This is a genomic window from Bacillus sp. YC2, assembly GCF_019891195.1.
In the GTDB taxonomy this organism is placed as follows: domain Bacteria; phylum Bacillota; class Bacilli; order Bacillales; family Bacillaceae; genus Bacillus.
Map to the genome: position 1 here is coordinate 133,938 of NZ_JAHXDO010000005.1, position 24,505 is coordinate 158,442.

The window sequence follows — 24,505 nt, forward strand, 5'->3', positions numbered from 1 at the left end:
GTGCAAAAAAGTGATATTGCCGCCTGTTTATAGTAAAGTAGAGGGAGAAATGACTTAATTGAAGCGGCGACGTTGCCTGGGGAGGGTATTCATGTGCGACATGCTCTAATTACTGCCGGTACAAAGGGATTAGGCCGGAAAGTGACTGAAATGCTGCTGGAAAAAGGCTTCTCCGTCACGGTGAATTACAGACAGGACGAAGAAGCAGTCGCCTGTCTGAAGGCTGATTATCCCCAGTGCCATGACAGACTGCAATTCGTAAAGGGTGATGTCACCCGAAAAGATGATCTGATGCGGATTGCCGAAGCGGCCCTTCAGCGGTTTGGGAGGATTGACATCCTTATTAACAATGCCGGGCCGTACATATTTGAGCGAAAGAAGCTTGCTGATTACTCAGATGAGGAATGGTACGGCATGCTGGAAGGAAATTTAAGCGCTGTTTTTCATTTGTTTAAGGCAGTCATTCCGGCCATGAGAAAACAGCGGTTCGGCCGGATTATTACATACGGCTTCCAAGGGGCTGCCCATGCGCCCGGCTGGCTTCACCGTTCCGCCTTCGGGGCGGCAAAGGTCGGCTTAGCTTCGCTGACCAAAACTATTGCGATTGAAGAGGCTGAATCTGGCATTACGGCCAATATGGTCTGTCCGGGTGATATCGTAGGGGACATGAAGGAAGCATCCATAGAGGAAGCGAGACTGAAAATCGGCAAGGAAAATACGCCGATAGGAAGGTCCGGAACCGGAGAAGACATTGCGAGAATCATCGCTTTTTTATGTGAGGAAGACTCCGATCTTGTAACCGGAACCGTCATTGAAGCCACAGGAGGGCTTAATGTGATTAACAGGCATCAATCCCTGTAAGTTTTTCGGCTTGTAAAAAAGGGAACTTGATAAATACAAAATTTTTAATGAGGTGAAAAACCGATGAAAGTGACGTATTACGGACATTCTGTGGTTCATGTGGAAACAAAAACGCATAACATTATGATCGATCCGTTTTTAACCGGAAACAGCATGACTGACCTGAAACCGGAAGAGGTAAAAGCGGATGTGATCCTGCTCACTCACGGGCACAATGACCATGTCGGAGATACAGAGCAAATCGCCAAACAAAACGATGCGCTCGTCATCGCACCGAACGAGCTGGCTGTTTATCTCGGCTTTAAGGGCTTAAACGTTCATCCGATGCATATCGGCGGCTCGCGCCAATTTGATTTCGGCAAAGTTAAACTGACGCAGGCGTTCCACGGATCAGCCGTCACTGATGAAGAAAACAAAACCATCACATACACGGGAATGCCATCGGGAATTTTATTGACGATCGACGGAAAAACCATTTTTCACGCCGGAGACACAGGGCTGTTCTCCGATATGAAACTGATCGGGGAATTAAACCATATTGATCTGGCCTTTCTGCCGATTGGCGACAACTTTACGATGGGGCCGGAGGACGCGAAGCTTGCAGCTGAATGGCTGAGAGCTAAACAGGTGGTTCCCGTTCATTACAATACTTTCCCTGTTATTGAGCAAGACCCTGACGCTTTCGCTGAAAGCCTGCCGGGCGGCGTCGGCAAAGTCATGGCAGCCGGCGAGTCAATCGAGCTTGTCTGACGGCTGAACGAAGATAAACTGACCTTCTGAATCAAAGCATTCAGAAGGTTTTTTTGTGAGGCCGTCTTTTTTCAGATGCCTCGTTGCGAATGAATCCCCCGTACCCTTATAATAAAAGCAGAAGACTGTCCTTAGAGGTGAAAGGCTTGGCAACAAAGCATGAACAAATACTATCTTACATAGATTCGCTGCCTGTCGGTGAAAAAATTTCTGTCAGAAGAATTGCAAAAGAGATGAAAGTCAGTGAAGGAACGGCTTACAGAGCCATTAAGGAAGCCGAAAACAAAGGCTTTGTTTCCACGATTGAACGTGTGGGGACGATCCGCATTGAACAGAAGAAAAAAGAAAATATTGAAAAGCTGACATATGCAGAGGTTGTAAATGTAATAGACGGCCAGGTGCTCGGCGGACGGGCAGGCCTCCATAAAACATTAAATAAATTTGTAATCGGCGCGATGGAACTTGACGCGATGATGCGCTATACGGCGGCGGGGAACCTGTTAATTGTCGGAAACAGAATCAACGCCCACCGTCAGGCGCTTGAAGCAGGCGCGGCTGTATTGGTAACCGGGGGCTTTAACACCGATGACAGCATCATTCAGCTTGCCGATGAATTGGAGCTGCCCATTCTATCCACGAGCTATGATACCTTCACGGTTGCTGCCATGATAAACCGGGCAATCTATGACCAGCTGATTAAAAAAGAAATTGTGCTTGTGGAAGACATTTTGACGCCGGCAGAAAGAACCGTCACGCTTTCTCCTAAGGATAAGCTGGAAAAATGGTACGAGAAAAACTATGAAACCGGCCACGGCCGCTTCCCGGTCATCGATCAGCATATGAAAATTCACGGGATTCTGACCTCAAAAGATATCGCCGGGCATGACAGGTCTGTCCAGATTGAAAAAGTAATGACGAAAAACCCGGTCACAGTGATCGGAAAAACGTCGGTTGCCTCGGCGGCTCAAATGATGGTGTGGGAAGGGATCGAAGTGCTTCCGGTTACTGACGGGCATCACAGGCTGATTGGCATGATCAGCCGTCAGGATGTCTTAAAAGCGCTGCAAATGGTTCAAAAGCAGCCCCAGGTCGGGGAAAAGCTCGATGATATCGTTTCAAGAGGATTTAAAGAAGAGGAAGATGATAAACAAATACCCGCTGTTTATCAATATGAAGTAACGCCGCAAATGACCAATCAGCTTGGGACGATCTCTTACGGGGTGTTTACGACCATTTTAACGCAGGCCGCCAGCCGGTTTTTACGCTCGCGTAAACGCGGAGAGCTGGTAATTGAAAGCATTACGATTTTCTTTTTAAAGCCCGTGCAGATGGAATCGGTCATTGAGGTAAAACCGCGCATTCTCGAAGCCGGCCGGAAGTTCGGCAAAATGGAAGTGGAAGTGTCAAGCCAAAGCGGCATCGTATCAAAAGCGATGCTGATGGTGCAGCTGATGGAGAGAAGTTAAGGGACGCTGTCCGGTCCCTTGGCCTTCACTATGCGTGGTCTCTCTCCGCTTCTTTTGCATGGATGGGTTCATAATGCTTATAGGCTTTATACCCAGCCCATGCGCTGCCTGCCCCTATTAAAATGAAGACGCCGCCGATGACGAGGGTTAAGACTGAATGAAATAAAATCATTTGGTTTATCCCGTACAGCAGCACCAGCGCGCCTAACGCCATACTTGATTTAGCCGAAAAACATTCCTTTTCCAGCGCCCGTTTCGTCCGAACGCCCTTTACTTTGTAATAGACGTAAAAGCAGGCAGAAAGCCCGATGAGAAGAACAAAAACCAGCATAAATGAAATCCTCCATTGTATGAGTTTACGAAACCGTTAAACCTGTCTTGCCGAAAGATTTTCCTTTTCCGTAATCAAAGAGTATGATTAAATGAATAAAAACAAAAAGGAGAAAAAGATGAAATCCGAACTGATCAGAACCATATCATTATATGACACCATTATCTTACATAGACATGTGAGGCCTGACCCAGACGCTTACGGATCACAGTGCGGCCTTACGGAAATCCTGCGGGAAACGTATCCTGAAAAAAATATTTTTGCCGTCGGACAGCCTGAGCCGTCCTTGTCTTTCTTATATTCCCTCGATGAGGTGGATGACGAAACATATAAAGATGCTCTTGTCATCGTATGTGACACCGCAAATCAAGGGCGTGTCGACGATCAGCGCTACCATTCCGGCGCAAAGCTCATGAAAATAGATCACCATCCAAATGAAGATCCGTATGGCGATCTTTTATGGGTCGATACGAATGCAAGCTCCGTAAGCGAAATGATCTATGAGCTGTACCTGGAAGGAAAGCAGCACGGCTGGAAACTGAACACGAAAGCAGCTGAGCTGATCTACGCGGGTATCGTCGGTGATACGGGACGCTTTTTATTCCCGAACACAACAAAAAAGACATTAAAATACGCGGGAGAGCTCATTGAGTTCCCATTTTCATCCTCGGAGCTGTTTAATCAATTGTATGAAACAAAATTGAATGTGGTGAAGCTGAACGGCTTTATTTATCAAAATGTGTCATTGTCTGAAAACGGCGTCGCTTCCGTTTTCATTAAGAAAGACATTCTGGAGACATATGGGACAACCGCTTCTGAAGCGTCACAGCTTGTCGGAACGCTTGGAAATATTTCAGGTATTCGCGCATGGGTGTTTTTCGTAGAAGAAGACGATCAAATCAGAGTCCGGTTCCGCTCTAAAGGACCGGTCATTAATGGACTTGCCCGAAAATACAATGGCGGTGGGCATCCGTTCGCAGCCGGCGCGTCCGTCTACAGCTGGGACGAAACCGAGCCGATTTTGGCTGATCTGGAAGAGTTATGTAACGAACACAAGTAGAGGGGAGACCCTCTTTCTTAGTGTTCATCTGTCAAGGGGATGAACCAGCAGCCGAATTCAGTCAGGTCTTCGTAGACGCGGAGATTATAGATTTGGAGTTCTTTTTTTATGAGGGAAGCGAGTGTGTCTGTTTCTGCATATGCGGAATAGCCTTGTCTGATTCGGTCTGCGTGATCTTTTGCTAATCGTCGTTCACTAAAAACCTCCATTTTCCCTTCCTCCCTTCAGATTCATTGAAAATGTCTCATTTACAGTTTATAAAAAAGCGGAGAAAAAAGCGACACATCTTTGGAAAATTTTTAAAAATGACATATTTACGTCGCAAAAGAAATATTAATTTCGACAGACAATCTCGTGTAAATTGTCAGTTCCTTCACTTCAGCTTTGTATTCCTTCTCATTTATGGTGTACACTTTGTTTTCAATCGTCCGTTTTAAAAGCTCCTTTGTTTTATACACACTTTCAATATCTTTTGTAATGACCTCAGAGATATTATCTTTTACATGCTCTTCGAATTTCATTTTGTCAGGCTGCGAAATTTTATATTTTTCGCCGTTAAGCAGTTTAATATCAACACTTTGAATCAGCAGCCTTTTTTTATTGTCTTCATTTAATTTATGAAGATCTTCCTGATAGATGGAAATCTGAGTCTTCAAATCCCGCATATGCTCCTGCTGTTTTTCGATTAATGTCACCTGTTCTTCCTGAAACGTTGCGTATGTAAACAGGAAAAACAGCCAGCTGACTGCAGCGCCGCACATCATCCCCGCAAAAAAACGCTGCCACCCCGGTTTTTTATAATATTCGGGAATTCTCATGAGGAGATATTCTCCTGGGTCAGCCAAGAAATAATCAGCCAGCCGGTCTGGGCGCCGCCCATGGCTGAGATGATCAACAGAAGCTGTTTAAAAATGTCGCGCGTATTCCCTTCTAAAATTCCTCTTTCAAAGCTGTACACCGCGTCAAACGTCCCTCCGATGGCCGCGACGAGCGCCCAGATTTTCAGCCTGTTCGCCAGCTTCGTAATCGCTGTCAGCGGGGCCTCGCCCGATAAATAAGCGCCGATGCCGCCGATCAGCGCGCCGCCGAACAAAACACCGAACGCGATAAAATAACTATTAATGAAATTTGCCATAAATCCGGCTTCCTGATCCATTTTATACATCACCTCACCTTACTATCATATTGAGCGATACGGACAAGTATGATGATGAGTCAAAAAAGAACATTTGTTTCTTATGAAAACCCGTCTTATAATGTAGAAAGACAAAAATGAACGTATACGAGAAAGGGGTGGCGGCTTTGTCTTTTGTTCACCTGCAAGTACATAGCGGCTATAGTCTGTTAAACAGCGCCGCTTCCGTGAAAGAGCTTGTCAAAGAGGCCGGCGCGCTCGGATATTCATCTTTGGCGCTGACTGACGAAAATGTCATGTACGGCGCCATTGAGTTTTATAAAGCATGCAAGGCAAACGGAATCAGGCCGATTATCGGACTGACGGCATCTCTTTACACGGATGAATCCGAACTTGAAGCCTGTCCGCTTGTTCTTTTGGCGGCGACGAACGCCGGTTATCAAAACCTGCTGAAGATTTCAAGCGCGCTGCAATCCAAATCAAAGGGCGGCATCAAACAAAAATGGATGAAAAGCTATCATGAGGGGCTCATCGCCATTACACCCGGTGAAAAAGGGTATATTGAAACCTTGCTGCAAGCGGGGGAGTTTGAAAAAGCGGTTCAAACCGCTAAGGAGTTTCGGGCGTTGTTTGGAGAAGGCTGTTTTTACTTAGGGTACCAGCCGTTTAAAAACGACGGGACATTATCAGAAGAGATTCTCCGGCTGTCCGCCGAGACGGAAATCGCTGTCTGCGCAACCGGGGATGTTCATTATATACGGAAAGAAGATCAAGATGCTTATCGCTGTCTGTGCGCCATTAAAGCCGGGGAAAAATGGGCCGATCAGAGCGGGGATATACCCGGCTTACATTTGAGATCGCCTGATGAGATGAGAGAGCTTTACGCCGAGCATCCCGAGGCGCTGGAGGCATCAGCAAATATCGCAAAACAGTGCCATGTTGATGTCAGCCTCGGACAGACACGGCTTCCGTCATTTCCGGCGCCAAACGGAAAATCTGCGGATGATTACTTGGCGGAAGTATGCTTTGAAGGGCTGCGACGCCGTTTTGAATCACCCGATGATCGCGCTGTCCGGCGGCTTGAATACGAGCTGGATGTGATCAGGCGGATGCGATTCAGCGATTACTTTCTCATCGTGTGGGATTTTATGAAATACGCGCATGAGCAAGGCATCGTAACCGGACCTGGAAGGGGATCCGCGGCAGGCTCACTTGTCGCTTACACCCTTTTCATTACAGATGTAGATCCGCTGAAACATTCTCTGCTGTTTGAGCGTTTTCTGAATCCTGAGCGAATCAGCATGCCGGATATTGATATTGATTTCCCTGATACAAGAAGGGATGAGGTCATTCAATATGTGCAAAAAAAATACGGCAGTATGCATGTGGCTCAGATCATTACCTTCGGAACTCTTGCGGCAAAGGCTGCTTTAAGAGATACCGGGAGAGTCTTCGGAATCAGCCCGAAAGAAGCCGACCAGCTCGCCCGCCTGATCCCGTCAAAGCCCGGTATGACGCTGGAGGAGGCGAGGCGCCAGTCCGCACAGCTGAATCAGCGGCTTTCTGAATCCGCCGTGACTGCCAAAGTTTTCCGAATCGCCCAGAAAATCGAAGGCCTTCCGAGGCATACGTCTACACATGCGGCAGGCGTTGTTCTCAGCCAAGAGCCTCTATCTGAGATTGTTCCCCTTCAGGAAGGCCATGAAGGCGTATACTTAACCCAGTATGCGATGGATCATCTGGAGGATCTCGGCCTTTTAAAAATGGACTTTTTAGGCCTGCGTAATCTTACGCTGATCGAATCGATTAAAACGATGATTGAAAAAGAGACAAATACCAAAATAGATTTTTCCGGGATTTCCTATCAAGATGAAAAAACCTTCACACTGCTTTCAAAAGGCGATACGACAGGGATTTTTCAGCTTGAATCGTCAGGAATGAGGAGCGTGCTGAAGCGCCTTAAGCCGTCAAGGCTTGAGGACATTGTCGCGGTTAATGCGCTGTACAGGCCGGGTCCGATGGAAAATATCCCGTTATTTATTGACCGGAAACACGGGCGGGCGCGTGTAGAGGTTCCGCATGAAGATGTAAGGAGCATCCTGGCTGAAACATACGGCGTCATCGTCTATCAGGAGCAGATTATGATGATCGCATCGCGCATGGCAGGTTTTTCTTTAGGCGAGGCGGACCTGCTCAGACGTGCCGTCAGCAAAAAGCAGAAGAACATTTTGGACAGGGAGCGAAGCCATTTTGTTGAAGGGTGCTTAAAAAAGGAGTATTCTGTAGTCACTGCAAACGAGGTCTACGATCTGATTGTGAAATTCGCAAACTACGGATTTAACCGCAGCCATGCTGTAGCATACAGCATGATCGGCTATCAGCTCGCGTATTTAAAGGCGCATTATCCTTTATATTTTATGTGCGGGCTGCTGACGAGCGTCATCGGCAATGAGGACAAAATATCGCAATATCTGTACGAAGCAAAGGGGAGCGGGATTGAAGTCCTTCCGCCGTCAGTAAACAGCAGCAGTTTTCCGTTTACAGTTGAAAACGGAGCCGTCAGATACAGCTTGCGCGCCATTAAAAACGTAGGTGTCTCGGCAGTGAAAGATATTTATAAAGCAAGAAAACATAAACCGTTCGAGGATCTTTTTGATTTCTGCTTTCGCGTACCTGCAAAGAGTGTAAATCGAAAAACCATCGAAGCCCTTATATTTTCTGGTGCCATGGACGAATTCAATCAAAACCGCGCGACCTTGCTCGCCTCCGTTGATGTGGCTTTAGAGCACGCCGAGCTTTTTCGTGCAGACGATGACCAGATGGGATTGTTTTTGGAAGAATCTTTTTCCATTAAGCCAAAATATGTAGAAGCTGAGGAATTTCCGCTTGTGGACATGCTTCGGTTTGAAAAGGAGGCCCTCGGCGTTTATTTCTCAAGCCATCCTTTGTCTGTCTTCAGGGACGGGCTGACGGCCCGGGGAGCGCTGCCGATAGCAGAAGCGCGGCAAATGCCGAAGGGTCAGCTGTCAATCGGGGCTTTGCTCGCCGGCATCAAAACGATTCGGACAAAGACAGGTCAGCATATGGCGTTTCTCACATTAAGCGACGAAACGGGAGAGATCGAAGCCATCGTGTTTCCTGACCAATTCAGAAAGCTGTCGCCGCTCTTAACAGAAGGCGCGCTTTTATACGCGTATGGAAAAATGGAGCAGCGGCAGGAAAAAACACAGTTCATTATTTCCGCGGCATCCATTTTGGAGCAAACGGGAACTGACAAAGCGCCGTCTGTTTATATCAAAATAGAAGGCAGTCGTCACAATCAGGAACTTTTGGCAAAGATGAAGCGTATTTTACTGGAGCATAAAGGGGAAACTGGCGTGTATCTTTATTATGAGAAGCAGAAGCAGACGATTAAGCTGCCTGATTCTTTTCATATACAAGCTGACCATCAGGTGTTATACCGTTTAAAAGAGCTGTTGGGCCGGCAAAACGTCGTATTAAAATAGTGGTAACACCAATAGTTTTGTTATACAATTGAAGCAATTGTGCTATCTTATTTAAAGATTCTGATATTTTTCATCTCCAGAGATTGTACCAGTCTATGCAGCAGAATATGTAATAAAGTACTTAAAAGGAGTGTATTAAAGAATGTCATTAAGAGAAGAAGCATTACATTTACACAAAGTCAACCAAGGAAAACTGGAATCAAAAGCAAAGGTTGAAGTAAGAAATGCGGAAGATTTAAGCCTTGCTTACTCTCCTGGTGTGGCTGAGCCGTGTAAAGAGATTTATGATGACCAAAACAAAGTATATGATTATACAATGAAGGGGAACATGGTAGCAGTCGTAACAGACGGATCAGCCGTTCTCGGACTCGGCAATATCGGGCCTGAAGCTTCACTGCCTGTCATGGAAGGGAAAGCGGTCCTCTTTAAAAGCTTCGCAGGAGTAGACGCGTTCCCGATCGCGCTTGACACAAATGATGTGGACAAAATAATCGACACGGTGAAGCTTCTTGCTCCGACTTTCGGCGGCGTCAACCTTGAAGACATTGCGGCACCGAACTGCTTTATCATTGAAGAACGCCTGAAAAAAGAAACAAATATTCCGGTTTTCCACGATGATCAGCACGGAACTGCCATTGTAACCGTTGCCGGGCTTGTAAACGCGTTGAAATTGTCAGGGAAATCCATGTCATCCATTAAAGTGGTGGCGAACGGAGCGGGAGCGGCAGGCATCGCGATCATAAAGCTTCTCTATCATTTCGGCGTACGGGATATCGTGATGTGCGACTCAAAAGGAGCCATTTACGAAGGGCGCCCTGCCGGCATGAACAGTGTGAAAAACGAAGTGGCGAAGTTTACTAACCAAGATCGCAAAGACGGCTCGCTTCAGGATGTCATTAAAGATGCAGACGTCTTTATCGGCGTTTCAGTCGAGGGTGCCTTAACGAAAGAAATGGTTGAAAGCATGGCGAACGATCCGATCATTTTCGCAATGGCGAACCCGAATCCGGAAATCATGCCTGAGGACGCGCGCGCAGCCGGCGCAAGCGTAATCGGAACAGGCCGCTCCGATTTCCCGAACCAGGTAAACAATGTATTGGCATTCCCGGGAATTTTCCGCGGAGCGCTTGACGTTCGCGCGACTCATATTAACGAAGAGATGAAAATTGCAGCGGTTGAAGCCATTGCGTCCCTCGTTTCAGAGGAAGAATTGAGCGCGGATTATGTCATCCCGGCTCCATTTGACAAACGCGTTGCGCCTGCTGTTGCAAAAGCTGTTGCAAAAGCGGCGATGGAAACAGGTGTGGCAAGAATGAACGTTGACCCTGAAGAAGTCGCTGAAAAAACAAGAAAGCTTACTGTCATCGGCGAATAAATAACGGATATAAGAATGGCAGCGCGTTGGCAGAAAACAACGCGCTGTTGTTCAATAAACGGACTGCCGACATTTTTTAAAGGGCAGGTCTTGAAAAAATTTCAGCAGTATCCGCTATTTCTTTTGAAAACGCTGACAAATAAGGCTGAGCAACGTTTTTCACTGCTTTTTTAATACCGATATCGGCCTGTTTCAGAGCAAAAAATGTCGAATGGAGGATGACACCGTTTGACAAAAAAAGTACAATAGTTTCGGTAAAGTTATTATTAAGTCTATCTTAATCGGAAGACATGCAGTGAAGAGAACCCTTCACAAAAGGGAGGTAATCATTTGTTAAAGGATATATTCACAAAAAAGAAAAAATATGCTTCCGTGCCGTCTGAGCAGGCAAAACACGATGTTCCGGAAGGCATTATGACAAAGTGCCCCAAATGTAAAAAAATCATGCTCACAAAAGAGTTAGATAAAAATCTGCGCGTCTGCATGAATTGCGGATACCATTTCCCGATGAATGCAAAACAGCGCATCGATAGCATCCTGGATGAAGATTCATTTGAGGAATTCAACCAGGGAATGATTTCTGAGAACCCGCTCGGTTTTCCGGGATATTTAGAAAAAGTCGAAAAAGACCGTGAGAAAACATCTTTGAATGAAGCGGTTGTTACCGGAAAAGGGAACATCAACGGTTTCCCTGCCGTGGTCGCGATTATGGATTCGACATTCCGCATGGGAAGCATGGGTTCCGTTGTCGGAGAAAAAATTACGCTTGCAATTGAAAAAGCAAAAGAGGAAAAAGTCCCATTTATCATCTTTACCGCTTCCGGCGGCGCACGCATGCAGGAAGGGGTCTTAAGCCTTATGCAGATGGCGAAGACAAGCTCTGCATTAAAACTGTTCAGTGAGGAGCAGGGCCTGATTATTTCAATCATGACCCATCCGACGACAGGCGGGGTATCGGCGAGCTTCGCTTCTCTCGGCGATTATAATCTCGCTGAACCGGGAGCCTTGATCGGTTTTGCGGGAAGACGTATCATTGAACAGACGATCGGGGAAAAACTGCCGGAAGATTTCCAGACGGCGGAATTTTTATTAAAGCACGGCCAGCTTGATGCAGTAATTCATAGAAATGATATGAAAGATAAACTCGGATATCTGCTGGACATGCACCAAACAGGAGGTGAGCATGAGTGGCTGCAAGATTAGAATTTGAAAAACCGGTGGTTGAACTGCAAACTAAAATCGCCGAACTGAAAAAATTCACCCAAGATTCGGATATGGATTTAAGCGCTGAAATCGAAAGGCTTGAAGACCGGCTCAGCAAGCTTCAAGATGAAATTTATAAAAATCTGAAGCCGTGGGACAGAGTTCAAATCGCCCGGCTGCCTGACCGTCCGACGACGCTTGATTACATTCAATATCTGTTTACCGACTTTTTTGAATGCCACGGAGACAGAACGTACGGAGACGATGCGGCGATTGTCGGGGGAGTTGCCAAGTATCACGGCATGCCCGTAACCGTCATCGGCCACCAGCGCGGAAAAGATACGAAAGAAAACCTTGTCCGCAATTTCGGGATGCCTCATCCTGAAGGCTACCGCAAAGCGCTTCGCCTCATGAAACAAGCCGATAAGTTTAACCGTCCGATTATCTGCTTTATTGATACGAAGGGAGCATATCCCGGTAAAGCGGCTGAGGAGCGCGGACAAAGCGAAGCAATTGCCAAAAACCTGTTCGAAATGGCCGGACTCACAGTGCCTGTCATTTGTATCGTAATCGGAGAAGGCGGAAGCGGAGGCGCGCTGGCTCTGGGTGTGGGCAACCGCATGTTTATGCTGGAAAACTCTACTTATTCGGTTATTTCTCCTGAAGGAGCGGCATCAATTTTATGGAAAGATTCAAGCCTTGCCAAAAAAGCGGCAGAAACCATGAAGATCACTGCGCCTGACTTATTAGAATTAGGTATTATAGATCATATGATTAAAGAAGTAAAAGGCGGAGCACACCATGATATTAAGCAGCAGGCGGGCTATATTGACGAAACTCTGAAACAATCGTTAAAATCTCTTATCAAACTGAGCGCGGAAGAATTGATCAGCCAGCGCTATGAAAAATATAAAGCGATTGGGAAAGTTTCGGTTGAGGATCATTATATCGGGGTAAACTAAATAGACGTGAAGCCTATGGCTCACGTTTATTTTTTGTGATATTCCTTAAATTTTATTTAAAAACAATTTATTTAATTGTATAATAGGTAAGGTTTCATGGGAGCCCAGGCGTCCCTTTTCATTGTTTTAGGGCAATGATCATGATATGTTTAACATATATATGTTCTGAGGTGAATAGGAAATGAAGCGTATAGGAGTTTTAACGAGCGGCGGGGATTCCCCGGGGATGAACGCGGCGGTTCGCGCGGTTGTACGGAAGGCTATCTACCACAACGTAGAGGTTTACGGCATTTATAACGGTTATGCCGGATTAATCAACGGGAAAATAGAAAAACTGGAGCTTGGCTCGGTTGGTGACATCATTCACCGCGGCGGAACAAAGCTGTACACAGCCAGATGTCCTGAATTCAAAACAGTTGAAGGCCGTGAAAAAGGAATAGAAAATTTAAAGAAACTCGGCATTGAGGGGCTTGTGGTCATTGGCGGCGACGGTTCTTACATGGGAGCGAAAAAATTAACGGAACACGGGTTTCCGTGTGTAGGTGTACCGGGTACGATAGATAATGACATCCCGGGAACTGATTTTACGATCGGATTCGATACGGCGTTAAATACTGTCATCGACGCGATTGATAAAATCCGTGACACAGCTACGTCGCATGAACGTACATATGTCATTGAAGTGATGGGGCGCCATGCGGGCGACATTGCTTTATGGGCAGGGCTTGCCGGCGGAGCGGAATCGATTTTAATTCCTGAAGCGGACTATGATATGCATGAAATTATCGGCCGCTTAAAAAGAGGGCATGACCGCGGAAAGAAACACAGTATCATTATCGTTGCCGAAGGGGTAGGCAGCGGAGTTGAATTCGGAAAACGCATCGAAGAAGAAACAAACCTAGAAACGCGTGTATCTGTGTTAGGGCACATCCAGCGCGGCGGATCTCCAAGCGCTTCTGACCGCGTTCTTGCAAGCCGCCTCGGCGCTTACGCAGTTGAACTTCTCCTCGAAGGAAAAGGCGGACGCTGCGTAGGTATACAAAACAACAAGCTTGTAGACCATGATATTATAGAAATTTTGGAGACAAGACATACTATTGAACCAAACATGTATCAGCTTTCAAAGGAACTGTCTATATAAGAGGCAAAAGCTGAAGATTTTAGAAGGAAGTGAACGAGTTGAAAAAAACAAAAATCGTTTGTACAATCGGCCCGGCCAGTGAAAGTGTTGAAATGCTTACGAAATTAATGGAAGCGGGTATGAACGTTGCTCGTTTGAATTTTTCACACGGTGATTTCGAAGAGCACGGCGCCAGAATTAAAAACATCCGGGAAGCAAGTAAAAAGCTCGGCAAAAATGTAGGAATTCTCCTTGATACGAAAGGCCCGGAAATCCGTACGCACCAAATGGAAAACGGCGCGCTTGATCTGCAAGCGGGAAATGAAATTATCGTTTCAACGAAAGAAGTTCTGGGGACGCTTGAAAAATTCTCAGTATCTTACGAAGGCTTGGCAGAAGACGTGCAAAAAGGCTCTATCATCCTTTTGGATGACGGATTAATCGGATTGGAAGTCATCGAATCAAATCCGGAAAAACATGAAATCAAAACAAAAATCTTAAACAGCGGCACGCTGAAAAATAAAAAAGGCGTAAACGTTCCCGGCGTCAGCGTTAACCTTCCGGGCATCACGGAAAAAGACGCAAAAGACATCATTTTCGGTATTGAGCAAGGCGTAGATTTCATTGCTGCGTCATTTGTGCGCCGTTCTACGGATGTGCTTGAAATCCGCGAATTGCTTGAAGAACATAATGCATCGGACATTCAAATCATCCCTAAAATCGAAAACCAAGAAGGCGTAGATAACCTTGACGCGATCCTGGAAGTATCTGACGGCTTAATGGTAGCGCGCGGAGACCTCGGCGTAGAGATTCCGGCTGAAGAAGTGCCGCTTGTGCAAAAAGAAATGATCAAAAAGTGCAATGCGCTCGGCAAACCGGTCATTACGGCGACACAAATGCTTGACAGCATGCAGCGCAACCCTCGTCCGACACGTGCTGAAGCAAGTGACGTTGCCAACGCTATTTTCGACGGAACAGATGCGATTATGCTTTCCGGTGAAACAGCTGCAGGGCAATATCCTGTTGAGGCCGTTCAAACGATGTTTAACATTGCCACACGCACAGAAGAATCTCTGAACTATAAAGAAATTCTCTCTAAACGCAGAGATCAAGTCGGCATGACGATTACCGATGCAATCGGCCAATCTGTTGCGCACACGGCGATCAACCTTAGCGCATCAGCTATCGTTACTCCGACAGAAAGCGGCCATACGGCGCGTATGATCGCGAAATACCGTCCGCAGGCTCCGATTGTGGCCGTAACTGTGAATGAGTCTGTATCACGCAAACTCGGTCTTGTATTCGGCGTATTCCCGGCAAGCGGACAAAACGCAAATTCAACAGATGAAATGCTTGAAGATGCAGTTCAAAAATCGCTTGACAGCGGAATTGTCAAACACGGCGATCTGATTGTCATTACAGCCGGTTCAGTCGGTGAATCAGGTACAACAAACCTGATGAAAGTCCACACCGTCGGCAGCATTGTGGCAAAAGGACAAGGTATCGGACGCAAATCAGCATTCGGCCCGGTCGTTATTGCCAAAAATGCAAAAGAAGCTGAACAAAAAATGACAGACGGCGCGGTATTGGTTGCTTCAAGCACTGACCGCGACATGATCGCATCACTTGAAAAAGCATCAGCGCTTATTACAGAAGAAGGCGGCTTAACGAGCCATGCTGCTGTGGTCGGTTTAAGCCTCGGCATTCCGGTCATCGTCGGAATGGAAAATGCGACTGCTGTTTTAACAGAAGGACAGGTTATCACAGTTGACGCTGCCCGCGGCGCAGTGTATGAAGGCCGCGCAAGCGTTCTTTAAACAGCCGTAAGAGAAGAGAGGGGAGTGCCCTTCTCTTTTCGTCTTTTCACTGTTTTTCACATTCCCGCGCGGGCGGTGAACGTGCTGAGAAGTGCAGGAGGGCAGAATATGAAATACTTATTTTTACTATTTATCGTATGTCCGGCAATTGAAATCGGCCTCTTTTTGCTGGCCGGAAAATTGATCGGCATTTTTCCGACGATCCTTCTCATTATTTTGACGGGCGTTTTAGGCGCCTTAGTGGCAAAAAGGCAGGGAATCGATGTGTATCACAGGGTGCAGCGCGATCTGCAATACGGCAAAATGCCCGGAGAAGCACTTCTGGACGGTATGTGCGTCTTTATCGGCGGTCTGCTTCTGATGATCCCCGGTTTCTTGTCAGATGTCTTAGGAGCCTGTCTCTTGATTCCGTTTATCCGGAACCGTTCTAAGCCGCTAATGTTCAAATGGCTGAGAGGAATGTCGAAAAACAAGCGGATGATTATTAAATAAAAACGGCAGCCTGTCACAAAGGCTGCTTTTTTATTTTGATTGAATGGTAATATAGGCCCATATTTCTTTAAGCGTACCGGTCGTAATAAACGCTTGGATGAAGACAAGCAGCGCGGGTCCGACAGCAAGTCCTAAAAATCCAAACAGCTTAAAACCGGCAAACAGGGCGATTAACGTGGCAAGAGGGTCAATGCCGATCGATTTGCTTAAGATTTTCGGCTCCGTCAGTTGGCGCTGAATGAGAACGACAATATATAAAATTCCGATGCCGATGGCTTGAGGGAGCTGTCCTGTAATGGATAAGTAAATAATCCAGGGAACAAACACCGACCCGGCGCCGAGGTAGGGAAGAAGATCCACAAGCCCGATAAAGAAGGCAATTGTTGCCGCATGCTCAATGTGTAAAAGAAAAAGTCCGATAAAGACAATGACCATTGTAAAGAGAACGAGCACGGCCTGCGCCTTAATGAAACCGGCCATTGCTTTTTTCAGCTCTCCCACAACGGCCTTTCCGTTTGCTGAGACCCGTTCCGGAAGAATCGAATGCAGCAGCGCCTTCAGCTTATGCCAATCCTTTGTGATAAAAAAGGTCGCAAGCAATGAAAAAATAAAGACAGCGGCCGTATTGGGAAGAACGGCAAACAGTTTCGGCACCATTTCAAAAAGGTGTGACAGCATCAATCCTGCGTTTTTAGCGGCTGTATCACCGAGCGTCTGAATATGAGTCACGATCGAAGCCTGCTGCTTCGTTTCCAGTCCGTTAAATAAGACAGTCAGCTCATGGTACAATGGCTGAATGCGGGACGTGAACAGTTCCTCGCAATAGGTAATAAAAGCGCTGATATGGGGAGGAAGCGTTTTTGCCAAATACGCCGTTCCCGAAATGATTTCCGCTACAAGAAATGTAGCCGCGCCAAGGAGAAGCAGCAAAAAAAAGGCAAGGACAATGACTGTGTTTACAGACCGGGGCAGCCCCGTCAGTTTGTCCAGCCAGTCGACAAAAGGGATAATCGCGGATGAAAGAATAAGTGCGATCAGAAACGGATAAGTTAACGGAAATGAGGCGTAACCCGCAGCCAAAGCGCCGCCGGCCACAGCCAGTACAAAAAGCGTGCGGAAAAAAATGGTTGCGTATTGCGGATTCAAATCGATCCTCCTCTCGGTCGGCACGTCCTATTTATTTAGTTTATTCCTGAAAAAAAAGGATATGAATACAGTTATGATGAAGGAGGGTGTTTTCAGCATGTTTACACAGGCTAATTTATTTTTAATCTTATTGCTTGCGATTGCACTTATAGCTAAAAATCAATCATTGCTTTTTGCCGTCGGTTTTCTCATTGTGATTAAAGCCGTCGGGCTTGATCAAAAACTGTTTCCGGTTATTCAGTCAAAAGGAATCAACTGGGGTGTCACCGTGATTACGATCGCTGTTTTGGTGCCGATTGCAACGGGGGATATCGGCTTTAAGCAGCTTGGCGAAGCGATGAGATCGTATTACGCGTGGATTGCCCTCGGAGCCGGAATCGCCGTCGCTTTAATCGCAAAAAACGGACTTACTCTATTGGAGAATGATCCTCACATTACAACGGCGCTTGTGATCGGGACGATACTTGCCGTCGCGCTTTTTGGGGGAGTCGCCGTCGGTCCGTTAATCGGAGCCGGAATTGCCTACTTGGCTATGCAAATCGTAAAAATATTCACTTCATAAAGTAAAAAGCGGCCTCAAACCGCTTTTTTTCTTGCGGAAAAAGGGGAAAAAACCGCGTAAAATCAAGAAAGTTTGCGAAAAACAAAAAAAATTATAGGTAAACATTTAACAAATGTCTGATTATTGTTTATAATAAGAATAGGCTTAAACTTAAATAAGCTTATAAGAATTTGTTATGTTCTTTCATAAGCATATCGGTTATGTAACCGCAAACAGTGAAATGTAAGCATTTTCTTAAAGGGGAAAGGGAGTGTTTGCATGGCTCGTTTTAAGTAAGCCGTATGTTTTATCTACTCTTTAAAGGGGAATTTTGATTGAAAAGGAGAGGTTAATATGACAGCAACACGCGGTCTTGAAGGGGTTGTAGCAACAACATCATCTGTAAGTTCTATTATCGACGATACCCTTACATATGTAGGGTACGATATTGATGACTTAACAGAGAATGCAAGTTTTGAAGAAATTATTTATTTGCTGTGGCACTTGCGGCTGCCAAATAAAACGGAACTTGCTGAACTGAAAAAACAGCTTGCAACAGAAGCTGCCGTTCCACAAGAAATCATTGAGCACTTCAAATCCTATCCCCTCAATAAAGTTCATCCAATGGCTGCGCTTCGGACAGCGATTTCTTTACTCGGTCTGACTGACAGTGAAGCCGATACCATGAATCCGGAAGCGAACTACAGAAAAGCCATCCGTCTGCAGGCGAAGGTGCCGGGTATTGTCGCCGCTTTCTCTAGAATGCGCAAGGGGCTTGAGCCTATTGAACCGAAGAAAGAATTCGGAATCGCCGAGAACTTTCTTTACACTTTAAACGGTGAAGAGCCTTCGCCGATTGAAGTGGAAGCGTTTAACAAAGCGCTGATTCTTCATGCAGATCATGAGCTGAATGCATCAACGTTTACGGCGAGAGTATGTGTCGCCACTTTATCCGATATTTACTCAGGCATCACAGCTGCCATCGGCGCTTTAAAAGGACCGCTCCACGGCGGCGCCAATGAAGCCGTTATGAAAATGCTGACTGAGATCGGCGAAGTGGAAAACGCCGAACCGTATATCCGCAGCAAAATGGAAAAGAAAGAAAAAGTAATGGGCTTCGGGCACCGTGTGTATAAGCATGGAGACCCGCGCGCGAAACATTTAAAAGAGATGAGCAAGCGCCTGACGAATTTAACGGGTGAAAGCAAATGGTATGACATGTCCATCCGTGTCGAAGAAATCGTGACGTCGGAGAAAAAACTCCCGCCTAACGTTGATTTCTATTCTGCATCCGTTTACCACAGCCTCGGCATTGACCATGATTTGTTCACGCCGATCTTTGCGATCAGCAGAATGTCAGGCTGGATCGCCCATATTCTTGAACAGTACGATAACAATCGGCTCATCCGTCCGCGTGCTGATTACACGGGCCCGGATAAGCAGACCTTTGTTCCGATTGATGAAAGAGCCTGATGAAACGGGAGGCTGGTGATTTTCATGTCGTTAGCCTCTTGTTAATCAAGCCTCTGATGGTTTACAATTTTGATAGAATCTTGAGAAAAATCATTTTGTTTTTTATATAAGAAAAATAAAATGTTTTCTAAATATGAACTACATACTGGGAGGTAATATTGTGTCACAAGGTGAAAAAATTACAGTCTCTAATGGAGTATTAAACGTACCAAATAACCCGATTATCCCGTTTATCGAAGGTGACGGCACAGGCCCTGATATTTGGAACGCCGCTTCAAAAGTATTAGAAGCTGCTGTTGAAAAAGCATATAAAGGCGAGAAAAAAATTACGTGGAAAGAAGTTTATGCCGGCGAAAAGGCTTATAATAAAACAGGTGAGTGGCTCCCTGCTGAGACCCTGGAAGATATCAGAGAGTACTTCATCGCAATCAAAGGCCCGCTGACAACACCGGTAGGCGGCGGTATCCGTTCTCTGAACGTCGCGCTGAGACAAGAGCTTGATTTATTTACATGCCTGCGTCCGGTCAGATATTTTACTGGGGTGCCTTCTCCGGTAAAACGTCCTGAAGATACGGATATGGTCATTTTCCGTGAAAATACGGAAGATATTTACGCGGGTATTGAATATGCGAAAGGTTCTGAGGAAGTTGAAAAGCTGATCAGCTTTTTACAAAATGAAATGGGCGTTAACAAAATCCGTTTCCCTGAAACTTCCGGGATCGGCATCAAGCCTGTTTCTGAAGAAGGAACAAGCCGCTTAGTCAGAGCAGCCATTGAGTATGCCATTGAAAACGGCCGTAAGTCTGTAACGCTTGTTCATAAAGGGAACATCATGAAGTTCACTGAAGGCGCCTTTAAAAATTGGGGCTATGAACTTGCCGAAAGAGAATACGGAGATAAAGTTTTCACTTGGGCTGAATATGACCGTATTGTTGAAAAAGACGGAAAAGACGCGGCTGATAAAGCCCAAAGCGAAGCGGAAGCGGCAGGGAAAATCATTGTGAAAGACAGCATCGCTGATATTTTCCTTCAGCAGATCTTAACCCGTCCGAGCGAATTTGACGTCGTAGCGACGATGAACTTAAACGGAGATTATATCTCTGACGCTCTTGCGGCTCAAGTAGGCGGAATCGGAATCGCCCCTGGTGCGAATATCAACTATGAAACAGGACATGCGATTTTTGAAGCGACTCACGGAACGGCTCCTAAATACGCCGGACTTGACAAAGTCAACCCGTCATCAGTTATCCTTTCAGGAGTGCTTCTTCTTGAACATTTAAACTGGAATGAGGCGGCAGATTTAATCATCAAATCAATGGAAAAAACAATTGCTTCAAAAGTAGTAACTTATGATTTTGCCAGATTAATGGACGGTGCAACTGAGGTTAAATGTTCAGAGTTCGGTGAAGAGCTTATTAAAAACATGGACTGAGCCAAAAGCAGACTTCTAATGAAGCCAAAAAAGGAGAAGAGAATCATGGGAAAAACACGCAGTAAAGTTTCTGTTATCGGAGCAGGATTTACAGGAGCGACCACAGCCTTCTTAACAGCTCAAAAAGAGCTTGCGGATGTTGTGCTCGTTGATATTCCGCAATTAGAAAACCCGACTAAAGGAAAAGCGCTTGACATGCTGGAAGCAAGCCCGGTTCAAGGATTTGACGCGAAAATCACCGGCACATCCAACTACGAGGATACAGCCGGTTCAGATATCGTCGTTATCACAGCGGGTATTGCAAGAAAACCAGGCATGAGCCGTGATGATCTGGTATCTACAAACGAAAAAATCATGAGAAGCGTAACACGTGAAATTGTAAAATACTCTCCTGACTGCATCATCGTTGTATTAACAAACCCTGTTGATGCGATGACATATGCGGTTTACAAAGAATCCGGCTTCCCGAAAGAGCGCGTCATCGGCCAATCCGGAGTGCTTGACACTGCCAGATTCAGAACGTTCGTCGCGGAAGAATTAAACCTGTCCGTGAAAGATGTGACCGGTTTCGTTCTTGGCGGACACGGTGATGACATGGTTCCGCTCGTTCGCTACTCATATGCGGGCGGCATTCCGCTTGAAACGCTTATCCCGAAAGACCGTCTTGATGCGATTGTAGAGCGCACAAGAAAAGGCGGCGGGGAAATCGTCAACCTTCTCGGAAACGGAAGCGCCTACTATGCGCCTGCGGCCTCACTGACAGAAATGGTAGAAGCCATTTTAAAAGATCAGCGCCGTGTGCTGCCGACAATCGCTTATTTAGAAGGCGAATACGGGCATGAAGGAATTTACTTAGGCGTACCGACAATTGTCGGAGGCAACGGACTTGAGCAGATCATCGAGCTGGAACTGACAGACTATGAAAAAGCGCAGCTGACTAAATCAGTTGAATCTGTTAAAAACGTGATGAAAGTATTATCATAAGTAAACGGGAAGGCTTCCGAAACAGAAGCCTTCCTCTTTTTACAATTAATGAAAGCGTTTTCTTTATCTTTGACGCCATTATTTCTCTGAAAATGATCAAAAAGGCGAATTGTCTGAAAGGCCGGGATTCGTTAAAATGAAATCATGAAAGACATAAACATCACATAAAATAGAGAAAATTGGATGTCGGGGAAAATAGATAGCGGAGGGCGCAGCATGAACAAAAAAATTTTAGTTGTAGATGATGAACAATCTATCGTTACTCTTTTACAGTATAACCTGGAACGGTCCGGCTATGAGGTCATCACTGCATCAGACGGTGAAGAGGCTCTGGAGCATGCAGAGAAGGAAAAGCCGGATTTAATCGTACTTGATGTGATGCTGCCGAAATTGGATGGAATCGACGTCTGCAAACAGCTCAGACAGCAAAAAATGATGGTTCCGATCTTAATGCTGACAGCAAAAGATGAGGAGTTTGATAAAGTGCTGGGACTTGAGCTCGGGGCGGATGATTACATGACAAAACCGTTCAGCCCGCGAGAGGTCAATGCAAGGGTGAAAGCCATTTTAAGAAGAGCTGATATTTCTTCTTTGCCGCATGACAGGGACGGTGAAAAGGACGGGCAGATTGTCATCGGGGAACTGAAAATTCTCCCGGACCATTACGAAGCGTACTTTAAATCAAAGCAGCTTGAGCTCACGCCTAAAGAATTTGAACTGCTTCTGTATTTAGGAAAACATAAGGGGAGAGTGCTGACAAGAGACCTTCTGCTGAGCGCGGTCTGGAACTATGACTTCGCCGGAGACACCCGTATTGTCGATGTCCATATCAGCCATCTTCGCGACAAAATCGAAACTAATACCAAAAAACCCATTTATATTAAAACAATCAGAGGTTTGGGGTATAAACTGGAGGAGCCAAAAATGAATGAATAAAGTCCGTGTGCGTTTGTTCGCTTTACTCGTTGTCTGTATCATATTGGTTTTCAGTGTTCTCGGCCTTTTCTTGCAGCAGCTCATTTCTTCATCCGCCAAGGAAAGAACGGAGGGACAGCTTGAAAAGGAAGCCGCATACATAGCCGGACTCCTTGACGCCGGCCAAGTAAACAATAAAAGAAACGAAACGGTCATTAAAGATGCCGGCCGTACATTAGATATCGACGTGTCCGTATTAAATGAAAAAGGCCGCGGTTTATATCACTCAGGCAGACGCGCTGATGACTCGGCTATAAAGGAATTCGTCTCCCGTAATAAAAATGCGGCGGCGATTCAGAACGGAGAGAAAGTATGGCATGGAACGGCCCTTAAAAACGCCGCCGGCCAAACGGCGGGATATGTGCTCGTTTCCTCGCGGATCGATAAAAGTTCAAATATAACAGGGGAAATGTGGGGCATGCTGGCTGCAAGCCTTTGTACTGCTTTTATTATTATCGTTTTCTTCTATACGAATATGACCTCCCGTTACAAAAGGTCAATCGACTCCGCGACAAAAGTGGCCACTGAGCTGTCTAAGGGGAACTATGACGCCCGCTCCTACGGCGGGTACGCAAGACGCTCAGACCGTCTCGGGCGCGCTATGAACAGCCTCGCTGTGGATTTGATGGAAATGACGAGAACGCAGGATATGCAGCGCGACCGCCTGCTGACCGTCATCGAAAATATCGGATCAGGTTTGATTTTAATAGACGGGAGAGGCTTTATTAATCTCGTGAACAGGTCGTATACGAAGCAGTTCCATACAAATCCTGAACGTCTGCTTCGGCGTCTCTACCATGACGCATTTGAACATGAGGAAATCATTCGGCTGGTCGAAGACATCTTTATGACAGAAACGAAGAAACGCCAGCTGCTCAGGCTTCCCATCAAAATCGAACGGCGCTATTTTGAGGTTGACGGCGTCCCGATTATGGGCCCTGACGATGAATGGAAAGGCATTGTTCTCGTGTTTCATGATATGACGGAAATTAAAAAATTGGAGCAGATGAGAAAGGACTTCGTCGCCAATGTCTCCCATGAACTGAAAACCCCGATTACCTCTATTAAAGGTTTTACGGAAACGCTGTTGGACGGGGCGATGAAGGATGAGAAGGCGCTTTCTGAATTTCTGTCTATTATTCTGAAAGAAAGCGAAAGGCTCCAATCACTCGTGCAGGATTTATTGGATTTATCCAAAATGGAGCAGCAAAACTTTACGCTGCGCGTAGATTCTTTTGATGCGGCTAAAATTCTGCATGAAATCGAAGCGCTTTTGCAGCATAAGGCTGCGGAAAAAGGCATCAGCTTTCAGCTTGATCTTCCGAAAGAGCCGATCTTTGTGGCGGGGGATGCGCACAGGCTGAAGCAGGTATTCCTGAATCTGGCGAACAACGCTTTAACTTACACGCCGGAAAAAGGCTCGGTTTCGATTTCTGTAAAGGTGAGAGAATCCGATGTTGATATCGAAGTCTCCGATACGGGAATCGGGATCAGGAAAGAAGAAATCCCCCGGATATTTGAAAGGTTTTACCGGGTGGATAAAGACAGGAGCCGAAACTCAGGCGGAACAGGGCTGGGCCTTGCTATCGTCAAACATTTAATAGAAGCCCATGAAGGTAAAATAGAAGTATCAAGCGAACCGGGAAAGGGCACGGTATTTACTGTGACACTGAAACGTGCGCTTGAGGCGTAACGGCTTTACAAAGAGTTAACAATTTCTTCATGACCTGTTAAACCTATCTTGTTAGGATGTAACAGAACCCCTTCATCCAAGGAGCCAATTTTGACGGCGGGAACGTCTTTTCTTGTTCCCGTCCTTTTTTGCGTTTCCGGGAGGTTCGCTCATTTTCCTTTCAAATTGAACTTTGTTAAAATA

General features: G+C 46.1%; 22 protein-coding genes. 17 read left to right on the plus strand and 5 right to left on the minus strand.

What is annotated here, in order from left to right:
* Nucleotides 1–93: 93 nt before the first annotated feature.
* The 3 genes from KY305_RS10500 to KY305_RS10510 all read left to right on the plus strand — a co-directional run bounded on the left by KY305_RS10500 (nt 94) and on the right by KY305_RS10510 (nt 3,077).
* Nucleotides 94–861: an SDR family oxidoreductase gene (locus tag KY305_RS10500; protein WP_223062467.1), complete on the plus strand. Its 768-nt coding sequence runs from the start codon at nt 94–96 to the stop codon at nt 859–861.
* Between the two features lie 63 nt (nt 862–924).
* Nucleotides 925–1,611: a metal-dependent hydrolase gene (locus tag KY305_RS10505; RefSeq protein ID WP_223062468.1), complete on the plus strand. Its 687-nt coding sequence runs from the start codon at nt 925–927 to the stop codon at nt 1,609–1,611.
* A 146-nt stretch (nt 1,612–1,757) separates the two neighbouring features.
* Nucleotides 1,758–3,077, plus strand: coding sequence for a CBS domain-containing protein (locus KY305_RS10510; protein ID WP_223062469.1), 1,320 nt, complete (start codon nt 1,758–1,760; stop codon nt 3,075–3,077).
* Nucleotides 3,078–3,105: 28 nt separating this feature from the next.
* Here the strand turns inward: KY305_RS10510 and KY305_RS10515 are convergent, their stop codons facing one another.
* A complete protein-coding gene (locus tag KY305_RS10515; RefSeq protein WP_223062470.1) occupies nt 3,106–3,408 on the minus strand; it encodes a YtpI family protein in 303 nt (100 codons plus the stop codon).
* Nucleotides 3,409–3,526: 118 nt separating this feature from the next.
* Between KY305_RS10515 and KY305_RS10520 the strand changes: the two genes are divergently transcribed.
* Nucleotides 3,527–4,468 (plus strand): DHH family phosphoesterase, encoded by a 942-nt coding sequence (locus KY305_RS10520; RefSeq protein ID WP_223062611.1) that lies wholly within the window; start codon nt 3,527–3,529, stop codon nt 4,466–4,468.
* A gap of 17 nt (nt 4,469–4,485) precedes the next feature.
* Here KY305_RS10520 and KY305_RS10525 read toward each other — a convergent pair whose 3' ends face one another.
* The 3 genes from KY305_RS10525 to ytrH all read right to left on the minus strand — a co-directional run bounded on the left by KY305_RS10525 (nt 4,486) and on the right by ytrH (nt 5,624).
* Nucleotides 4,486–4,677: a YtzJ family protein gene (locus KY305_RS10525; protein WP_214804007.1), complete on the minus strand. Its 192-nt coding sequence runs from the start codon at nt 4,675–4,677 to the stop codon at nt 4,486–4,488.
* 105 nt (nt 4,678–4,782) lie between these two features.
* Nucleotides 4,783–5,286: a sporulation membrane protein YtrI gene (gene ytrI / locus KY305_RS10530; protein WP_223062471.1), complete on the minus strand. Its 504-nt coding sequence runs from the start codon at nt 5,284–5,286 to the stop codon at nt 4,783–4,785.
* Entirely contained in the window at nt 5,283–5,624 is a 342-nt protein-coding gene (gene ytrH, locus KY305_RS10535) for a sporulation membrane protein YtrH (RefSeq protein WP_223062472.1), read from the minus strand. The genes ytrI and ytrH overlap by 4 nt, the downstream gene beginning before the upstream one ends.
* Nucleotides 5,625–5,770: 146 nt before the next feature.
* Here ytrH and dnaE point away from each other — a divergent pair, with 146 nt between their 5' ends.
* The 7 genes from dnaE to KY305_RS10570 all read left to right on the plus strand — a co-directional run bounded on the left by dnaE (nt 5,771) and on the right by KY305_RS10570 (nt 16,078).
* Nucleotides 5,771–9,109 carry a DNA polymerase III subunit alpha gene (dnaE, locus tag KY305_RS10540; protein ID WP_223062612.1) on the plus strand — a complete coding sequence of 1,113 codons (3,339 nt, stop codon included), beginning with the start codon at nt 5,771–5,773 and terminating at the stop codon, nt 9,107–9,109.
* 142 nt (nt 9,110–9,251) lie between these two features.
* Entirely contained in the window at nt 9,252–10,484 is a 1,233-nt protein-coding gene (ystJ, locus tag KY305_RS10545) for an NADP-dependent malic enzyme (RefSeq protein WP_223062473.1), read from the plus strand.
* A gap of 330 nt (nt 10,485–10,814) precedes the next feature.
* Nucleotides 10,815–11,687, plus strand: coding sequence for an acetyl-CoA carboxylase, carboxyltransferase subunit beta (gene accD / locus KY305_RS10550; RefSeq protein ID WP_223062474.1), 873 nt, complete (start codon nt 10,815–10,817; stop codon nt 11,685–11,687).
* On the plus strand, nt 11,672–12,649 hold the full coding sequence (gene accA / locus KY305_RS10555; RefSeq protein WP_214804013.1) for an acetyl-CoA carboxylase carboxyl transferase subunit alpha: 978 nt from the start codon (nt 11,672–11,674) through the stop codon (nt 12,647–12,649). The genes accD and accA overlap by 16 nt, the downstream gene beginning before the upstream one ends.
* Before the next feature lie 181 nt (nt 12,650–12,830).
* A complete protein-coding gene (pfkA, locus tag KY305_RS10560; RefSeq protein ID WP_223062475.1) occupies nt 12,831–13,790 on the plus strand; it encodes a 6-phosphofructokinase in 960 nt (319 codons plus the stop codon).
* Between the two features lie 38 nt (nt 13,791–13,828).
* The gene (gene pyk, locus KY305_RS10565; protein ID WP_223062476.1) at nt 13,829–15,586 is read left to right on the plus strand and encodes a pyruvate kinase; all 1,758 of its coding nucleotides are present in this window, start codon (nt 13,829–13,831) and stop codon (nt 15,584–15,586) included.
* A 108-nt stretch (nt 15,587–15,694) separates the two neighbouring features.
* Nucleotides 15,695–16,078: an FxsA family protein gene (locus tag KY305_RS10570; protein ID WP_214804016.1), complete on the plus strand. Its 384-nt coding sequence runs from the start codon at nt 15,695–15,697 to the stop codon at nt 16,076–16,078.
* A gap of 30 nt (nt 16,079–16,108) precedes the next feature.
* Here KY305_RS10570 and ytvI read toward each other — a convergent pair whose 3' ends face one another.
* On the minus strand, nt 16,109–17,224 hold the full coding sequence (gene ytvI, locus KY305_RS10575) for a sporulation integral membrane protein YtvI (protein WP_223062477.1): 1,116 nt from the start codon (nt 17,222–17,224) through the stop codon (nt 16,109–16,111).
* A 97-nt stretch (nt 17,225–17,321) separates the two neighbouring features.
* Between ytvI and KY305_RS10580 the strand changes: the two genes are divergently transcribed.
* The 6 genes from KY305_RS10580 to pnpS all read left to right on the plus strand — a co-directional run bounded on the left by KY305_RS10580 (nt 17,322) and on the right by pnpS (nt 24,322).
* The gene (locus KY305_RS10580; RefSeq protein ID WP_061523077.1) at nt 17,322–17,786 is read left to right on the plus strand and encodes a DUF441 domain-containing protein; all 465 of its coding nucleotides are present in this window, start codon (nt 17,322–17,324) and stop codon (nt 17,784–17,786) included.
* A 333-nt stretch (nt 17,787–18,119) separates the two neighbouring features.
* On the plus strand, nt 18,120–19,238 hold the full coding sequence (gene citZ / locus KY305_RS10585; protein WP_223062478.1) for a citrate synthase: 1,119 nt from the start codon (nt 18,120–18,122) through the stop codon (nt 19,236–19,238).
* A gap of 160 nt (nt 19,239–19,398) precedes the next feature.
* On the plus strand, nt 19,399–20,670 hold the full coding sequence (gene icd, locus KY305_RS10590) for an NADP-dependent isocitrate dehydrogenase (RefSeq protein WP_061523075.1): 1,272 nt from the start codon (nt 19,399–19,401) through the stop codon (nt 20,668–20,670).
* 45 nt (nt 20,671–20,715) lie between these two features.
* Entirely contained in the window at nt 20,716–21,654 is a 939-nt protein-coding gene (gene mdh / locus KY305_RS10595; protein ID WP_223062479.1) for a malate dehydrogenase, read from the plus strand.
* Nucleotides 21,655–21,870: 216 nt separating this feature from the next.
* On the plus strand, nt 21,871–22,590 hold the full coding sequence (locus KY305_RS10600; protein WP_223062480.1) for a response regulator transcription factor: 720 nt from the start codon (nt 21,871–21,873) through the stop codon (nt 22,588–22,590).
* Nucleotides 22,583–24,322 carry a two-component system histidine kinase PnpS gene (pnpS, locus tag KY305_RS10605; RefSeq protein ID WP_223062481.1) on the plus strand — a complete coding sequence of 580 codons (1,740 nt, stop codon included), beginning with the start codon at nt 22,583–22,585 and terminating at the stop codon, nt 24,320–24,322. Before KY305_RS10600 ends, pnpS begins: the two co-directional genes overlap by 8 nt.
* Nucleotides 24,323–24,505 lie beyond the last annotated feature (183 nt).